Annotated in this window: 7 protein-coding genes and 1 pseudogene; 2 read left to right on the forward strand and 6 right to left on the reverse strand. The window is 72.2% G+C overall.

The window, feature by feature from the left end; all coding sequences use genetic code 11:
- Nucleotides 1-15 precede the first annotated feature (15 nt).
- Nucleotides 16-237: pseudogene (locus tag PV682_RS44300) on the reverse strand (AfsR/SARP family transcriptional regulator); the annotation flags it as partial.
- Between the two features lie 215 nt (nt 238-452).
- Here PV682_RS44300 and PV682_RS11385 point away from each other — a divergent pair.
- Nucleotides 453-590 carry a hypothetical protein gene (locus tag PV682_RS11385; RefSeq protein WP_159051838.1) on the forward strand — a complete coding sequence of 46 codons (138 nt, stop codon included), beginning with the start codon at nt 453-455 and terminating at the stop codon, nt 588-590.
- Nucleotides 591-601: 11 nt separating this feature from the next.
- Here PV682_RS11385 and PV682_RS11390 read toward each other — a convergent pair whose 3' ends face one another.
- A complete protein-coding gene (locus tag PV682_RS11390; RefSeq protein WP_319726874.1) occupies nt 602-3,094 on the reverse strand; it encodes a BTAD domain-containing putative transcriptional regulator in 2,493 nt (830 codons plus the stop codon).
- 282 nt (nt 3,095-3,376) lie between these two features.
- Between PV682_RS11390 and PV682_RS11395 the strand changes: the two genes are divergently transcribed.
- Nucleotides 3,377-3,898 carry a hypothetical protein gene (locus tag PV682_RS11395; RefSeq protein WP_319726876.1) on the forward strand — a complete coding sequence of 174 codons (522 nt, stop codon included), beginning with the start codon at nt 3,377-3,379 and terminating at the stop codon, nt 3,896-3,898.
- Nucleotides 3,899-3,974: 76 nt separating this feature from the next.
- On the opposite strand, the gene PV682_RS11400 is transcribed toward PV682_RS11395, so the two are convergent.
- The 4 genes from PV682_RS11400 to PV682_RS11415 all read right to left on the reverse strand — a co-directional run bounded on the left by PV682_RS11400 (nt 3,975) and on the right by PV682_RS11415 (nt 15,108).
- On the reverse strand, nt 3,975-6,962 hold the full coding sequence (locus PV682_RS11400; RefSeq protein WP_319726878.1) for a serine/threonine-protein kinase: 2,988 nt from the start codon (nt 6,960-6,962) through the stop codon (nt 3,975-3,977).
- 109 nt (nt 6,963-7,071) lie between these two features.
- The gene (locus PV682_RS11405; protein WP_319726880.1) at nt 7,072-7,746 is read right to left on the reverse strand and encodes a hypothetical protein; all 675 of its coding nucleotides are present in this window, start codon (nt 7,744-7,746) and stop codon (nt 7,072-7,074) included.
- A gap of 173 nt (nt 7,747-7,919) precedes the next feature.
- Nucleotides 7,920-8,597 (reverse strand): hypothetical protein, encoded by a 678-nt coding sequence (locus tag PV682_RS11410; RefSeq protein ID WP_319726882.1) that lies wholly within the window; start codon nt 8,595-8,597, stop codon nt 7,920-7,922.
- A gap of 70 nt (nt 8,598-8,667) precedes the next feature.
- Nucleotides 8,668-15,108 (reverse strand): RHS repeat-associated core domain-containing protein, encoded by a 6,441-nt coding sequence (locus tag PV682_RS11415; RefSeq protein ID WP_319726884.1) that lies wholly within the window; start codon nt 15,106-15,108, stop codon nt 8,668-8,670.
- Nucleotides 15,109-15,186: the final 78 nt, after the last annotated feature.

Consider the following 15,186-nt stretch of genomic DNA (forward strand, 5'->3'; position numbering starts at 1 on the left):
CCGCGCGCAATTCCCCAGGGTTTTCCTGAGCCGTGAGACATGGGTGTAGATCTGTGAATTCGAGGTCGGTGGCGGTGTATCCCCCCAGAGCGCGGCGCTGAGCCGACTGTCGGCGACGAGTGTGCCGCGTGCCATCAGCAGCACGGCGAGTACGGTGTGGATCTTGGCTCCGGAGAGCGGGACGTCCGAGCCCTCCCTGGTCACGGAGACCGGGCCGAGCAGCCGGAATGTGAGCACTCCAGCGGAGTTCAGCAAAGTTCAGCCTCCCCCGCGAAACGACTTGCTGAGCGCTCCTCACTCTATGAGCCGCCGCTTTTCCCTCGTTATCGAGTGGATTTCGAGGGGCGAAACGGCGTCGAAATCGCGCCAAAAGCGCGCCCCTCTAGGATGCTTCACGAGCACCACAGATCAACGAGCACCACAACAGGAATACTCAACGGGGAGAATCAGATATGCGTAAGCACCGAACACTCGCGGGTGCCCTCATCTTCCTTCCGCTGCTGCTCGTCGTGGGCATCACGGCGGACACCACCGGAGACCTGCCGTGGACCAGCGTCAGCGTGTCCGAGGACGACCTGCCCTGGACCTGACGGCCGGCGGGTCAGCGGTCGGCGAGCAGTCCGGCCAGGAGCGACCCCTCGACCGGGCGGGACGCGTCCTGTGCGCCGAGGACCTCGCGCAGCCGTCCCGCCCGCCGCTCCCAGGCGGGTGCGCCGAGGGTGCGGAACTCCCGCTGGGCCCAGTCCAGGGGCTCGCCCGCGCCGGGGCCGCCGCGTACGGCTTCGGCGCAGGCGAGGTGGACGACGATCCTGGCCTGGAGGAAGCGGTCGCCGACCTCCTGGGCGAGGCGCAGCGCGCGCAGCAGTCCGGCGCGGGCCTTGCAGGGTTCGTCCTGCCGCCACTGCGCCTCGCCGAGCGCGCACAGGCCGTGCGCCTCGCCGAGCCGGTCTCCCTGGCCGCGCGCGAGGCCGACCACGTCGTGGCAGATCCGCTCGGCCTGTGCGCAGCGCCCCGCGCCGAGCAGTCCTTCGGCGAGCCGGTAGAGGTTCTGGGTGCGGCTGCGCAGCGACCCGGCCTCGTAACTGACCTCGATGGCCTGGTTGCTGAGGCTCACGCCGCGTTCGGGGTTGCCCTGTTCGATCTCGATCTGGGCGAGCAGGCCCAGCGCGTGGGAGAGGCCGGAGTTGTCCTCGGCGCGCCGGAACAGGACGAGGGACTCCTCGCAGCAGCGGGCCGCCTCGGCGAGGTCGCCGAGGAAGCGGGCGCACACGGCGAGGTTGCGGCGCACGATGGCGCGGCCCTGGATGTCGTCGGTGTCCTCCAGGTGGTCGAGGGCGGTGCGCAGGAGGTCGCGGGCCTCCTGGTGGCGGCGCTGGTAGATGGCGAGGGTGCCCAGGGAGCGGAGCATGGTGCCCGCGCCCCGGGTGTCGCCGGTGCGGCGGGCGCCGTCGAGGGCGAGTTCGGCGGTGCGGCGCCAGTCGTCGAGGTAGTTGCGGGTCTCGTAGAAGGGGACCGCGCCCGCGACGAGGTGCCAGGCGCGCTCGGTGCGGCCTTCCCGTACGGCCTGGGCGACGAGCGCGCCGAGCGTCTCGCGTTCGTCCTCGAACCATTCGATGGGGTCGGCGACGAGTTCGCCGGCGGTGTCGCCGAGGACCGGTTCGGCGGGGGCGGGGCCCGCGCCCTTGCCGTAGAGCTGTTCCTGGGCGGTGTGCACGAGGGTGAGGACGGCGGTCAGGACGCGGTCCAGGGTCTGTTCGCGGTCCTGCGGGGTGTCCTCGGCGAGGCAGCGGTCCCGGGCGAAGCGGCGCGCCTCGCCGGGGAGGCGGAAGCGGGTCGTGCCGGCCCGGGTGGCGCGGACCTCCAGGAGCCCGGCGGCGACGAGCCGGTTCAGGAGTCTCCCGGAGGTGTCCGGGGTGACGCCGAGGACGGGGCAGCCGATCCACTCGGGGACGTCGGGGACGTCCAGCATGCTCACCTGCCGGTAGAGGCGCGCGGCTTGAGGGGACAGCGCCCGGTAGCCGAGGCGGGTCGCGTCGCTCTCGCCCGCGAGGGGTGCGGCGGTCTCCTCGGGGGGCGGGGCGGGTGTGCCGGGCTCCTCCCGGGGGCGGCTGGGCGCACGGTTCGCGAGCCCGTACCAGAGGGCGGGTTCCTCGTGCGTGGGGGCGGGTTCGGGGGTGTCGCGGAGGTCGGTCTCCCGGTGGGGGCGCGCGGGTTCGGGGGCGGTGAGGCCGTGCGGTAAGGGGATGCCGGCCGGTGTACCCGGTGGGCCGGGCTCGTCGTGCGGGCGCGCGGTGTCGGGGCGGCGCTGGGCCGGCACGGAGGGGGTGTGCGGCTGGGCGCGGGCGTCGCCCTCAAGGACCGTACGGTGCAGTTCCCGCAGTTCCGCGCCCGGTTCGACGCCGAGTTCCGCGACGAGGATGCGGCGGCCCTCGCGGTAGCAGTCGAGGGCCTCCGAGCGGCGGCCGGAGAGGTGGTAGGCGCGCATGAGGACGGCGCGGGCGTCCTCCCGCAGGGGGTGTTCGGCGACGAGCGGGCCGAGGGACTCCACCACCGACCGGTAGCGGCCCCGCCGGAGCTGGACGGCGGCGTACTCCTCCGTCAGGTTGGTGCGCAGTTCGGTGATCCGGTCGACGACGCCGCTCAGCACGCTGTCGTCCATGCCGTCCAGCACGGGCCCCGACCACAGCGCGAGGGCGTCCTCGAAGCGGGCGGCGGCCTCGTCCACTTTCCCGGCCTCGGCGGCGGCGCGGGCCGCCGCGGCCGACTCGTACAGGTCGGCCACGTCGACGTAGTGGCCCTCGCGGTGCAGGACGTAGCCGGGGAGCTGGGTCTCGATCAGGCCGTCGACGCCCGCCTCGTCGCGGAACGTCTTGCGCAGCGCGGAGACGCAGATGGCGATCTGGTTGCGGGCGGTGACGGGCGGTCGGCCGTGCCAGACGGCGTCGGCGAGCGCGTCCACGGAGACCGCGCGGCCGGGGGTGAGCAGGAGCACGGCGAGCACGGTGCGCTGTCGTGCGCTGCGCAGCAGCAGCGGCCGGCCGTCCACGCGCACCTTGAGCGGGCCCAGCACCTGAAACGACAGACAGACCGTCATGCCGCCTCCTTCCAGGACTGTGAATGTCCCGCCCCCCGCGAAGACACAGCATGGCCATTCTGTGGAGATGGCTTGATCTTGACAAGGCGGATACGCATCTTGACAGGGCCGTTCCGCTCTTCTCACACTCCGCGACGCTCCGTCACCGACGGTCCGGTGCCAAGTGATCGCCAATCGCCGGAAAAGAATCATGGGTTGTACTCGGTACGTGACGCCGGGCCCGGCTCTCGCACACAGCCCAGTTCTCAGGAATACGGCACCTGCCAAGAAGGAGCACCCCACATGAACCGCTTGTCGACGCGCCGATTCACCCTGACCGCTTCCGCCGTCACCGCCCTCGCGGCGTCCCTGGCGCTGGCCGGCTCGGCCGTCGCCGTCGCCCCGGCGTCCGCGACCGCCTCGTACAACTGCGACGCGGCGGGCAGCGGCACGATCAAGCTCACCGCGGCCGACTCCGGTGGCGTCAAGTCCGTGAAGCTCGACTCCACGGACATCGTCGCGCAGTTCCCGTACGCGGCGAACTCCGTGACGACGACGCTGAAGCTGAAGAAGGCGTCCGGCGCCGAGGTGCAGTTCTCCGGCGCCGTCCACCCGGCGGCGACCACGGGCGCCCCGCTGTCCTTCGGCCCCCTCCCGCTGTCCTCGGGCTCCCTGGCCGCCGGGGACGTCACCGACTCGGCGGTCCTCGCGGGTACGCCGAGCGCCTCCAACTGGTCGCTCAAGTTCGTCGTGACCAACGCGGGCGGCACGTTCACCTCGTACTGCACGGCGACGAGCACGCAGTCGAGCGCGTTCACCTGGTAGTCCACCGGGTGATCCGCTGATGTGCCGAGTCCCTCCGGGAGCGCGCCCCGGAGGGACTCGGCGCGTCCCGGAGGGGTCAGGCCCCGCGCCGGTGCGGCACCCGCGGCTCCCGCGTCCGGCCGCCGTCGAGGCAGCGCAGGCACTGCGCCTCGTCGTCCCGGGCCGTGAGCGTGTCCGGGTGATCGGGGCCCAGGAGGTGTTCGCGGGTCGTGGCGATCTCCCGGTAGTGGGCCAGCGCGTCCTGCCAGCGGCCCAGCCAGCCCAGCGCGACGGCGACCTCGCGGCGGCTGACCAAGGTGTCCTCGTGGTCCTCGCCCAGGACGCGGACGCGGATCGCGTGCACCTCGCGGGACTCGGCCAGCGCCTCCTCCCAGCGGCCGAGGCGGCCCAGGTTGACGCCGAGGCCGTGCCGGGCGCGGAGCGTCTCGGGGTGCGCGGGGCCGTGCACGCGGGTCCGGTCCCGCGTCAACTCCCGGTACAGCGCCAGGGCTTCCGCGCCGCGCCCGAGCCGGCCCAGGGCGATGCCGGTCTCGTGGCGGGCGGCGAGCGTGTCCGGGTGGTCGGGTCCGAGGACCCGCGCACGGGCCTGCGCGACCTCCCGGAACGCGCCCAGCGCCTCCGGCCAGCGCGCCAACTGGCCCAGCGCGTACGCCACTTCGTGCCGGGTCGCCAACGTGTCCGGGTGCTCCTCGCCCAACACCCGCGCCCTCGCCGCCGCGACCTCGCGCGCCATCCGGTACGACTCCGTCAGCCGGCCCAGCCTGGCCAGGTTGAAGGCGAGGTTGTGGCGGCAGCGCAGGGTGTCCGGGTGATCGGCGCCCATCGCACGCGTGCGGGCCGCGAGGACGGTCGTGTACATCTGGTGCGCCTCCAGATGCCGCCCCAACTGCCCCAGCACGTACGCCGTCTCCTGCCGCGCGGCGAGCGTGTCGGCATGGTCGTCCCCGAGGCTCCTCGCACGGGCCGCCGCCACCTGCTGGTACTCCCGCAACGCGTCCAGCGCCCGGCCGGTACGACTCAACACGAACGCCACCTCGTACCGGCTCGCGAGCGTATCGGGATGCTCCTCCCCCAACACCCGCGCCCGCTCGGCGGCAACAGCACGATGCACCTCCCCGGCCTCGACCCAACGCCCCAGCCCACCCAGCCTGAGCCCCGCGTCATGGCGCCGCGCGAGGACCGCCAACTCCTCGGGCGACGGAGGCTGCCGAGGGCCCGCACTCGGGACGACCCCCAGGGCGGGGCGGGACGTCCAGGTACCGGAGAGGGGCGTCGGCGGGGGCGGCGGGGTGCGGGGGCCGGTGGCTTTGGGGCCCTGGGTCATGCCCCGGGTCCAGAGCGGGAGACGGGGATCGACGGGGCGCGGGGCGATACCGAACGCCCTTGCTGGGGGCTGCTGTTGGGACGGACTCACGGCAGCACGATCGGCACGCTCGGCACGGGGCGGCTCGCTGGAGCGGGGCTGCTCGCCGGCACGGGGCCGCTCGTCGGCGTGGGGCAAGCCACTGGAGCGAGCAGGCTCACCAGCGCGCGGCAACTCACCAGCGCGGACCGCCTCACCGGCCCGACGCCCCGCCTCCGGCCGACGCGACTCGCCGACTCCCGCGCGCGGGTCGCCCCGAAACGCCTCCGCGCCTTCCGTGCGCGGATCGCGCCAGAGCGCCTCAGGTCGACGCGGCTCACCGGCTTCGGTGCGCGCGACGAGCCGGAACGCCTCCGCCCCTCCCCCACACGCCTCGCCCCCACCGCCCTCCGCGCGCGGGCCAGACCAGAGCCCCCCACCGTCCTCACCCGCCAACCGCACCCCACCGCCTCCGGCACACGGATCACGCCGGAGCACCTCAGCACCTTCACCGACCTCCGTGCCCGGGCCACGCCGGAACACCTCCACCCCTCCCCCACACGCCTCGCCCCCACCGCCCTCCGCGCGCGGGCCAGACCAGAGCCCCCCACCGTCCTCACCCGCCAACCGCACCCCACCGCCTTCGGCGCGATCACGCCGGAGCACCTCGGCATCCTCGCCGGCTTCCGTGCCCGGGCCGCGCCGGACCGCCTCCGCCTCTCCCCCGTTCTGCCGCACCCCGCCCCCGTCACCACGCCGCTCGCCCCGCCCCGGTTCGCCCTCACCGGCACCACCCTGACCCCACCGCGCCCCAACACCCCCGCCGGTGAACCCCGGTTGCGTCGTCACGACCGTAGGCACGTACCCCGGTGCCGCGCGCCCGGAGGCGATGCGGCGGACGATTTCGCTCGCGTCGCCCGGGCGGGCGGCCGGCTCCTTCGCGAGGAGGTCGAGGATGATGCAGTCGAGGTGGTCGGGGAGTTCGGGGCGGTGGGCGCTGGGGCGGCGGGGCGGGGTGTCGCGGTGGGCGATGAGGACGGCCCAGGGGTCATCCATGGCGAACGGCGGGGCGCCGGTGGCGAGTTCGTACAGGACGCAGCCCAGGGAGTACAGGTCGCTGCGGAGGTCGACCTCGCTGCCGCCGATCTGCTCGGGCGACATGTAGTGCGGCGTGCCCATGGCGACGCCGGTGCCGGTCAGGCGGGAGGTGGCGGCGATGTCGTGGCCGAGGCGGGCGATGCCGAAGTCGCAGATCTTGGCGGTGCCGTCGGAGAGGCGGACCACGTTCGCGGGTTTCAGGTCGCGGTGGACGATGCCCTGCCGGTGGGTGTAGGAGAGCGCGGCGGCAAGCTGGTCCGCGATGTCGACGACGTCCACGACGGGCAGCGGGCGATGGCCGGTCGCGGTGAGGATCTGGCACAGGTTGGGCCCGTCGAGGAACTCCATGACCAGGTAGAGCACCCCGTCCGACTCCCCGAAGTCATGGACGACGGTCACCCCCCGGTGCTGCAACCCGGCGGCGACCCGGGCCTCCCGGCGGAACCGCTCCCGCAGAATCCGGGTGAACCCCGCGTCATGCTGCGGACCGGGCGGTTTCAGACACTTGACGGCGACCTGCCGCCCGAGCGACTCGTCCATCGCCCGCCACACCTCGCCCATCCCGCCCCGCCCGATGAGCTCCAGCAGCCGATACCGCCCCTGGACCAGCCTCGCCTCAGCCATCAGCCCCGCCGCCCCCGTCGTTGCCCTTCCGGCGCCCTCCAGTATGACGATTTATCGCCCCACCGGGTACGGCGCGAACCCCACATCCTCGCGCCCCCCTCAGGCCGGCTCACCCCTGCCTCGGCTCCCCCAGCACCAACCCCGACTCCCGCCGCCACGCCTCACCCTCCGGCTCCCAGGCGACACGGTTGCCGAGTTCGACCCAGACACCGAACTCGCCGGGGGACACCTCGCTGTGCTGATCCATCTGGGCACCGTTCAGACAGAGCCGCAGCCCGCAGTTCTTCGTGTCGGACAGACCCCGCCAGTCGCAACCCCAGTCCGCGACCAGACTCAACGGCCCGAGCACCGCGACCATCCGGTCCAGTTCCTCTTCCGTACAGGCGTGATGGGACTCGGTCTCCGGCGTACCGAAGGGCCGAGTGGTGTCGAGGAAGACCGTCACGCCTTCGGGCAGCGGCCAGAGGTCGCCGAGACCCGGGTCGAGGTGCAGATCGGCCACGAGGCAGAACGCCGGCTGTTGCCTTGCGAACGTGATGGCATCGCGCCGCTCCAGTTCGTTCAGGAAAGGGAAGACGACGACGGGATCGCGGTCCGCGACCAGGCGGGCGGCGTCGAAGGTCCGCAGAGCGTACGCGTACTGCTCCGCCGTACTGATCGGTTCCAGTTCGGGCCACCAGAGGGCGGACCCGTCGCCGAGGTCGCGCATGATCGCCCGCGCCCGCGCCAACGCGCTCCCGGCGTCGGGAAAGGGTTCGAGTACGGGCCAGAGTGTGGAGGCCAAGAAGTGTTCCTTTCAAGACGGACCCCGCAGTCCTTGGACTCGGACAGGCCCTCGGGCGGCGGCCGGAGTTCGACGAGGCCGGGGCTCGGCCCGATGTCCGCGACGCAGAAAAGGGCTCGCGCACACGGTGGAGGGCCGAGGACGAGGACCATGCCGTCGGGGAGCCGCCCGGATCACCACCCCGGCTGCGGTTCGCCCAGCGAGAGTCCGCAGTCCCGGCGCCAGTGCTCGCCTTCGGCCGTCCGGGCGACGCGGTTGCCGAGGGAGATCCAGACGCCGAACTCGCCGGGCGACGGCACGGCGATCTGCTGCGTCCAGACACTGTTCAGGCAGAGCTGCACACCGCAGTCCTTGACCTCGGACAGGCCGCGCCAACCGCAGTCCCAGTCCACGTCCAGAGACAGCGGCCCGAGAACGGAGACCATGTCATCCAGTTCCTCCTCGGTGCTGTCGGGGTCGGGTTCGCTGCCGGGATCACCGAAGGGCGCGGTCGAGTCCAGCGTGAGAGTCAGCCTCTCGGGCAGCGGCCAGAGGTCGCCCAGGCCGGGGCGCAGCCTCACATGGCCGGCGAACCACGCGTCCGGCTTGTCGTTGTCGAACGTGACGACGGTCCGGCTCCGGACTTCATCCAGCCAGAGCCCGACGCCGGACTCCGCCCGGTTCCCGTGGATGCGGGCGGTCTCGAAGGCGGACAGGGCGTACGCGTACTGCTCGGCCGTGGCGACCGGTTTCATCCGGGGAGTGGGGAGGGAAGCCCAGTCCGCCGATTCGCGCATGATCGCGCGCGCCCGTTCCAGAGCGCTGCGGGCGTCAGGAAATGACTCACGCACCCGGTAGAGCGTCGAGGACAAGGAGTCGCCTTTCGCATGGGGGAACGGGCGGACGCGTCGTGGTGGGACGGGTCCGCCCGTGCCTCGGATTTCAGTAGGTGTACCCGTTCGACGAATGGTAGGTGTGGTTCTTGTCGACATAGCCGCCGTCGGAGTCGGTACCCAGGTCGAACGTGCCCACGCTGTCGCCGCTCTCGTTGTAGACCCGCAGCCGGTATCCGGTGATCGACTTCACCCCGCCCCTGCGGGCGTTCTGGTAGCTGCGGACCCACTGCTTGACCGCCGGAGGATCGGCCAGGTCGGGGACCTGGATGAAGATCTCGTTCACCTCTGTGCCGCCCTTCCAGTCCTGCCGCCAGCGCAACTGCTTGACGGCACTCTCCAGTTGGCCGGTGAACCTCCCCTCGTCGGCCTCTCCGATGGTCTTGACCTCGCCGTAGCCGACGATGTCACCCTGCTGGTCGAGGTATTCGAGGTCCGCGTTCTTGACCTTGTCCTTCCCCTTGGCTCCCGGCGCGCTCGTCAGCTCGTTCTCCTTGGGCATCACCCGGGCACGGGTCCCCTCCGGGGCGCCGTCCAGCGCGCGGTAGGCGTTGTCGAGAGTGAGCTGCGGCTCGCCGTGTTCGTCTTTGTGTTCCTGCCGCAGCGACTGCGCGTCCCTGTCCCGGTCCGGATCCCCCGAGGACGCGCCGTCCGATCCGCCCCCGTCGTCGCCGCCCCCGCCGCCGTCCCCGTTCTGCACGGCGTACGCGATGTTCGGCGCGGCGACCGCCGACGCCACCGTCGCGCTCCCGGACACGGCGAGCGCGGTCCCCGCCGCGATCAGCGCCTCGCCGGGGCCGAGCGCCCCGATGCCGGTGGCCATGAGCGCGCCGCCCAGCCCGTCCGACGCGGCGCCGATGAGCAGTTCCCCGACACCCAGCGCGGCCAGGGGACCGTTCGTCCGGTCGATGACCTGCTGCGCGGTGTCCGCGAGACTGGAGACCGCGTTGGAGATCGAGCTGAACCAGCTCTGCCCGGTGGGGTCGCTGCCCGTCACCGGGTTGTTCGCGGCGTAGTCGTACCCCGTGAGCTGCGAGGGGTCCGTGGTCTCCAACTGCGGGTCGCGGCTGATGAAACGCCCGGTCTGGGGGTCGTACTCGCGCAGGCCCAGGTTGACGAGGCCGGTGGCGGTGTCGGTGGTGCCGCCGACGTAGCCCTTGTCGCCGGTCCAGGTCGTGGGTGTCGTGCCTCGGGTGCCGCCGAAGGGGAGGTACTCGCGGCGGGTCACCGCCTGGGTCTGGTAGTCGACCGACAGGTAGTCGGTGCCCTGGCGGTCGGGGATGAGGTACTGGATGTTCCCGCTGCTGGAGCGCGCGGCGACGGTCGTGCCGGCGATGGAGTAGTAGCGGGTGCCGGTGACGGCCTTGGTGGAGAGGTTCTCGACGAGTTCCTCGTCGCCGAGGTAGAGCGTGGCCTGGGCCGGGTCGGTGCGCAGGACGAGGCCGCCGTCGAGGCCGTAGAGGTAGCTGGTCGTGCCGCCGGACGTCGTGTCGGTGTCGAGGCGGTTCTGGTGGTTCCAGGTGAGGGTCTGGTCGCCGAGGGCGCCGCCCTGGATGGATGTGGTGTTGCCGGAGGCGTCGTAGTGGTAGGACGCGGTGCCGGCGGTGGGGCCGGTGGTGCTGGTGAGGGTGTGGGGCTGGTCAGTCGCGGAGCCGGGTGCCGGGTAGTGGTAAGCCGTGGTGGTGTCGGTGGCGCCGTGGTCGGTCTGGGTGTCGCGCTGGCCGTCGGCGGTGTAGGTCCAGGTCTGCCAGTAGGGGTCGGGCCCGCCGACGGTCGAACTGCTCGCCGGGGAAGCGCAGTTGTCGGTGGCGGTCCAGGCGGCGGTGAGGCGGGCGGCCCAGTCGTAGCCGTAGCACTGGGTGCCGGACCGGCTGCCGGTGACGGAGGTGAGGAGCCCGGCGCCCTTGGAGACGTCGGTGTCGCCCCAGGTGTACGCGGTGTCGTCGACGACCGTGGAGCTGCTGGAGTCGGTGGTCTTCGCGTCGGTGGGCTGGCCGGTCTGGGCGTCGTACTGGAGAGTGAGGTCGACCCAGCTGGTCGTGGGGCCCATGGAGTACTGGAGGGGCTCGCCGTACTCGTCGTAGCCGATGGCGGAGACGTACGTCCACGCGGTCGTCCCGGTGCTCGCCAGGCTGGTGGGCCGGCCGAACTGGTCGTACCCGTAGTTGACGGTCTCGGCGGGGAGCCCGCCGCCCGCCGGGGACTGGCTGGTGGCCGGCGTTCCGGTGGTCTTGTACGTGTACGACTGGGTGTACCCGGCGCTGGGTGCCAGGGGCGCGAGGTTGCTCGGCAGGTTGGCCAGCGTGGTCTTCACGGCGGCGACCTTGCCGAGGCTGGTGTAGCCGAGGACGGCGTTGGTGACGGAGGGGCTGCCCGTACCGAGCTGGTACGACGTGGACGAGGTCAGGTACCCCTTCTTCAGCGTGTCGTACGTCCAGGAGGCCGTCTGGTTCGCGGCGGACGCGGTGGCGCCCCCGGTGGTGTCGTAGACGGCGGTGCGGCGGCCGTCCTTGTCGTACGCGTACGTCGCCTGGTCGCCGCGCGCGTCGGTGGTCGTCAGGAGCTGGCCGGCGTTGTCGTAGGTCGCCGAGGAGCCGCCCGCGTCGGGGTCGGTGGCGGTGACCTGGTCGCCGAGGAGGTTGTAGGTCCAGCTCCAGGAGTTGCCGGCGGGGTCGGTCTGGCCGGACTGGTGGCCGTCGGGGAAGTACGTGTAGTGCGTGTCGGAGTAGTCGGAGGCGCTGTCGTGGACGGGGTCGGCGGCGGCGCCCGCGTGGTACTGGTACAGGTCGGTCCTGCGTCCGCGCGCGTCGGTGAGCGTGGACTCGGCGACGCCGCCCTTGGGCGGGATGGTGGTGGTGAAGTTCCCGCCGAAGACGGTGGTGGTGTTCCAGGTGGCGGTGCCGAGGGCGTAGGCGGTGGAGACGGTCTTGCGGCCGGCGCCGTCGTAGGTGAAGCCGGTCTCCGAGGGGATGTCGCCGTCCTGGGCCTGCACGAGGGTCGCCGAGGGGGCGCCGCTCGCGTAGTAGGGGGCGGTGGTCTTGGCGACCCAGCCGTTCGTGTCGTAGACGGTGTCGGTGACGTCCCGGCCGCCGTCGACGGTCGCGATCTGCGTCTCGCGGGGGCGCAGGAGCGCGTCCATGAGGAGTTCGCTGCTGCGGTAGGTGCCGTCGTCGTCGAGGGTCTGGGTGGTGACGGTGCTCGGCTTCCCGGCGGCCAGTACGTACGTGTACTTGGCCGTCGCGGCGGTGATGCCGGGGCGGAAGACGGCGGTGCGGCGGCCCAGCGCGTCGTACTGCGCCCTGGTGACGTACCCGGCGGCCGTGGTCTGCGTCAGCATCAGGCCGCGCGAGGCGTCGTACGTCTGGCTGAGGGTCTGGCCCATCGGGTCGGTGGACACGATGGCGGTGGGCGCGGCGCCGGTGGTCGGGGTGTAGGCGGTCGTGGTGGTGCGCTGGTCGGCGTCGGTGCTGGTCAGGGGGCGGCCGTAGACGTCCGTGGTGAGCGCGGACATGGTCGAGTAGACCGGGGTGGAGCCGCTGTACGAGGTGGCCTGCTGGGTCGAGGTCGGGTCACCGGCGGTGGGGGCGGCGCCGAGGGTGCTGGAGCCGTCGTAGAAGACCCGCTTGTCGCTGACGGCGTCGGCCGGGAGCGTCGGGGTGGTCGCGCACTTGACGGAGACCGTCTTCGTCTCGTCGACCAGGTCGTAGATCCACGCGGAGGCGTTGTCGGCGTAGGTCGCGGTGGTGCACAGGTCGTCGCCCGTGGTGGAGACGTCGCCCTTGTCGTCGGCCTGGGTGACGCGGCCGTGCGCGTCGTGGGTGTAGTCGGTCTCGGTCTCGCGGGTGGAGCCGGAGGCGAGCGGGGTGTAGACCTGAACGGACTTCTGGCCGGTGAGGAACGCCTTCTGCGCGGGGAGCCCGCCGGACAGGGCGTGGGTGGCGGTGGCGGCGCTGCTCCAGGGCGCGGTGACCGTGTCGTTGACGACCTTTCCGCTGCCGCGGCCGTCGTAGAGGATCGCCTCGTACGTCAGGCCCGCGTACTGGGGTGAGTCGGTGACCGCCGGGTCGCCCCGGGAGTCGGTGACGGACGCCGAGCGGGTGCCGCCGGCGAGGGTGTCGCCGTCCATGCCGCGGAAGTAGGTGTAGTCGGTCTCGGTCACCGGGTCGGGCGCGGTGCCGGTGCTGACCTTCATGCCGCCGTAGCCGCGCCACTGGTCCCAGGTGCGCTGGGCGGCGGGGGTGAGCGGGTTGTCGTCGTGGTGCCAGGCGGGCGTGCCGACGGGGGTGTAGCGGGTGACGATCGTGTCGTTGACGCCGCCGCCGGTCGGGTCCTGCTGGGTGACCGTGGTGACGACGTACTTGTTGAACCAGTCCAGCATCGGCGCGGTCTGCCCGGTGGGCGTCCAGTACCCCGGGTAGCACAGGCTGGTGTTCTGGCTCGCGTCGCTCGGGGTGCCGCCGCCGCAGGCCGGGGCCGAGTAGCCGACGCTGATGATGCCGCCGGACTCGGTGGTGATGGTGTTGAGGCGGTAGCGGGTGATGGGCGGGTAGCCGTCGGTCAGGTCCACGCGGTTCGACAACGGCGTGCCGGAGAAGGTGACTTGAGGCATGGTGAGCGACGCGGTGGAGCCCCCGGCGGAGGTGTCCTGGCCGGTCCGGGTCACCGAGTCGAGCCACAGGGACGGTGTGGTCGCGTCCCCGGTCGCGGGGAACGAGTACGTGAACGCCCACGCGTCGACGTTCGTCTCGGTCGTGCCGACGAGCGCCTGCGTCTGGATACCCGTCAGCTCGTTCTCGCTCCAGAACGTCGGCGAGTTGGCGGAGCAGGCCGCGCCGCTCGCGCAGTCGAGGTCGAACGGCACGTCGGGCCACTTGGACGCGGTCGAGCTGGTCAGCGTGGAGGTCGCGCAGCCGGTCGGGGAGGTGTCGCAGCGGCCGTTGTAGGTGAAGGTGACCTGGGCGGCGGGGCTGGTGGAGTAGACCGAGCCGTCGCGCTGGCCGTACTGGATCTTCGCGAGGGCCGCGTCGCGGATGTACGGGGTGTCGGCGGTCTTGCCGAGGTCGCGGGCGTAGTGCGCGGTCGTCGGGGTGTAGAAGTAGGACATCACGTCGCCGTGGGTGTCCTTGACGTAGTCCAGCATCCAGCGGTAGCCCTGCTGGCACCAGGAGTTGGCCCAGGTCGCGTTGTAGCAGGGCTGGCCGGAGGCGGTGGCGTAGACGGGTTCCGTCAGCACCGAGTTCGTGGCCGCGCTGCCGGAGGACCAGCCGGGGAGCTGGTTCAGGCCGAAGGTGTACTGGGTGCCGTTGGAGGTGGTGACCCGGAAGTACTCGCCGCTCTGGGCGCCGTTGGTGGCGCCGGTCAGCCGCTCGACCCGCTCGTCGGAGTCGCCCTGCGCGCGGTAGGCGCCGGTCGTGTCGTCCTTGACGAGGGTCGTGGCCGTGCCGTTCAGGGACAGCGTGAGCTGGTTGTCGGAGGACCAGCAGTTGTCCCAAGTCCGCGTGGTTCCCGCCGGGTTGTCGTGGCAGGAGGCGTACGAGCGCTCGATGTAGTTGCTCGGCAGGGAGAAGCCGTCGCCGACGGCCGACGCCTGGTTGTTCGTCGACGAGGTGAGGCCGTCCACGCTCTGCGAGTCGTAGCCCAGGGCCAGATTGGGGGCCAGGCCACCGGGTACGGCGGGGCCGCTGATCGGGTACGACCAGGTGAACGCGTCCGTGCTGCCGCCGGCCTGCCAGGAGCCGGACGCCTTCAGCGAGGTGGCCGTGAAGTCGCCGCCGCCTCCGGTGGGCGCGGCGGTGGCGGCCATGACGACGTCGCTCTGCGCGAGGGCGAGGGGCGCCGAGATCGTCTGCGCCTTCGTGTCGTTGGTGGAGGCCACGGGGGTCTGGGTACGGCAGGCCGCGCGGGTCGGGGTGGTGAGGGCGCAGGCGGGGAGCTGGACGAGGCGCAGGCGCGCACCCCAGTCGGCGCCGTACGCGGCGGTGAAGTCGCGGTAGTCCAGGGCGAGTTGGGACTTCGACTCGGGGAGGCCGGTGAGCTGGAGGAGGACGCCGTCGACTCCGGCGGAGCGGGCGGTGCGCTGCGGGAGGAGGCGGGCGGTGGTGTGCGTGAAGGACGAAGTGGCGCCGGGGGCGGAGGAGTTGACCGAGGAAGCGGCTGCCTTCCCGGCCGAGGTCTTGGCGGACGCGGGCTTGCCGGGCGCGGGCTTCTCGGACGCGGGCTTCTCGGGCGCGGGCGTGAGCCAGATCGGCAGGCCGCCTGCCCTGAGCCGGGTGCCGGACGCCGGCTCGCTGAACCCCGCCGCCCCGCTGGGCCACGTCACCTTGGGCGACGGCGAGTTCGCGAGGTGCCGTGCGGGACCGTAGTGCGAGCGCACGGCCGTCACAGGAACCGGCTTCACCTGGGTGTACCCCGGCTGCGCGTGGCGGTGGGCCGGCTGTGCGGCGCCCGTGACACCCACGATGACGGAGATCACCGCGGTCAGAGCGGTCAACCCGCGTCTCAGGCGGCCGTCGGGTCTCGGGCCGCCCGGTGAACCTGTCGTCCTGGGCAAGGCTTGCTCCTTCACACG

Source organism: Streptomyces niveiscabiei (assembly GCF_033794345.1).
GTDB classification, from domain to species: Bacteria; Actinomycetota; Actinomycetes; order Streptomycetales; family Streptomycetaceae; genus Streptomyces; species Streptomyces niveiscabiei.

What these genes read in the sequence shown, in the direction of transcription:
- PV682_RS11385 (WP_159051838.1), top strand. Translation starts at nt 453, where the DNA reads ATGCGTAAGCACCGAACACTCGCGGGTGCCCTCATCTTCCTTCCGCTG.
- PV682_RS11390 (WP_319726874.1), bottom strand. Translation starts at nt 3,094, where the DNA reads ATGACGGTCTGTCTGTCGTTTCAGGTGCTGGGCCCGCTCAAGGTGCGC.
- PV682_RS11395 (WP_319726876.1), top strand. Translation starts at nt 3,377, where the DNA reads ATGAACCGCTTGTCGACGCGCCGATTCACCCTGACCGCTTCCGCCGTC.
- PV682_RS11400 (WP_319726878.1), bottom strand. Translation starts at nt 6,962, where the DNA reads ATGGCTGAGGCGAGGCTGGTCCAGGGGCGGTATCGGCTGCTGGAGCTC.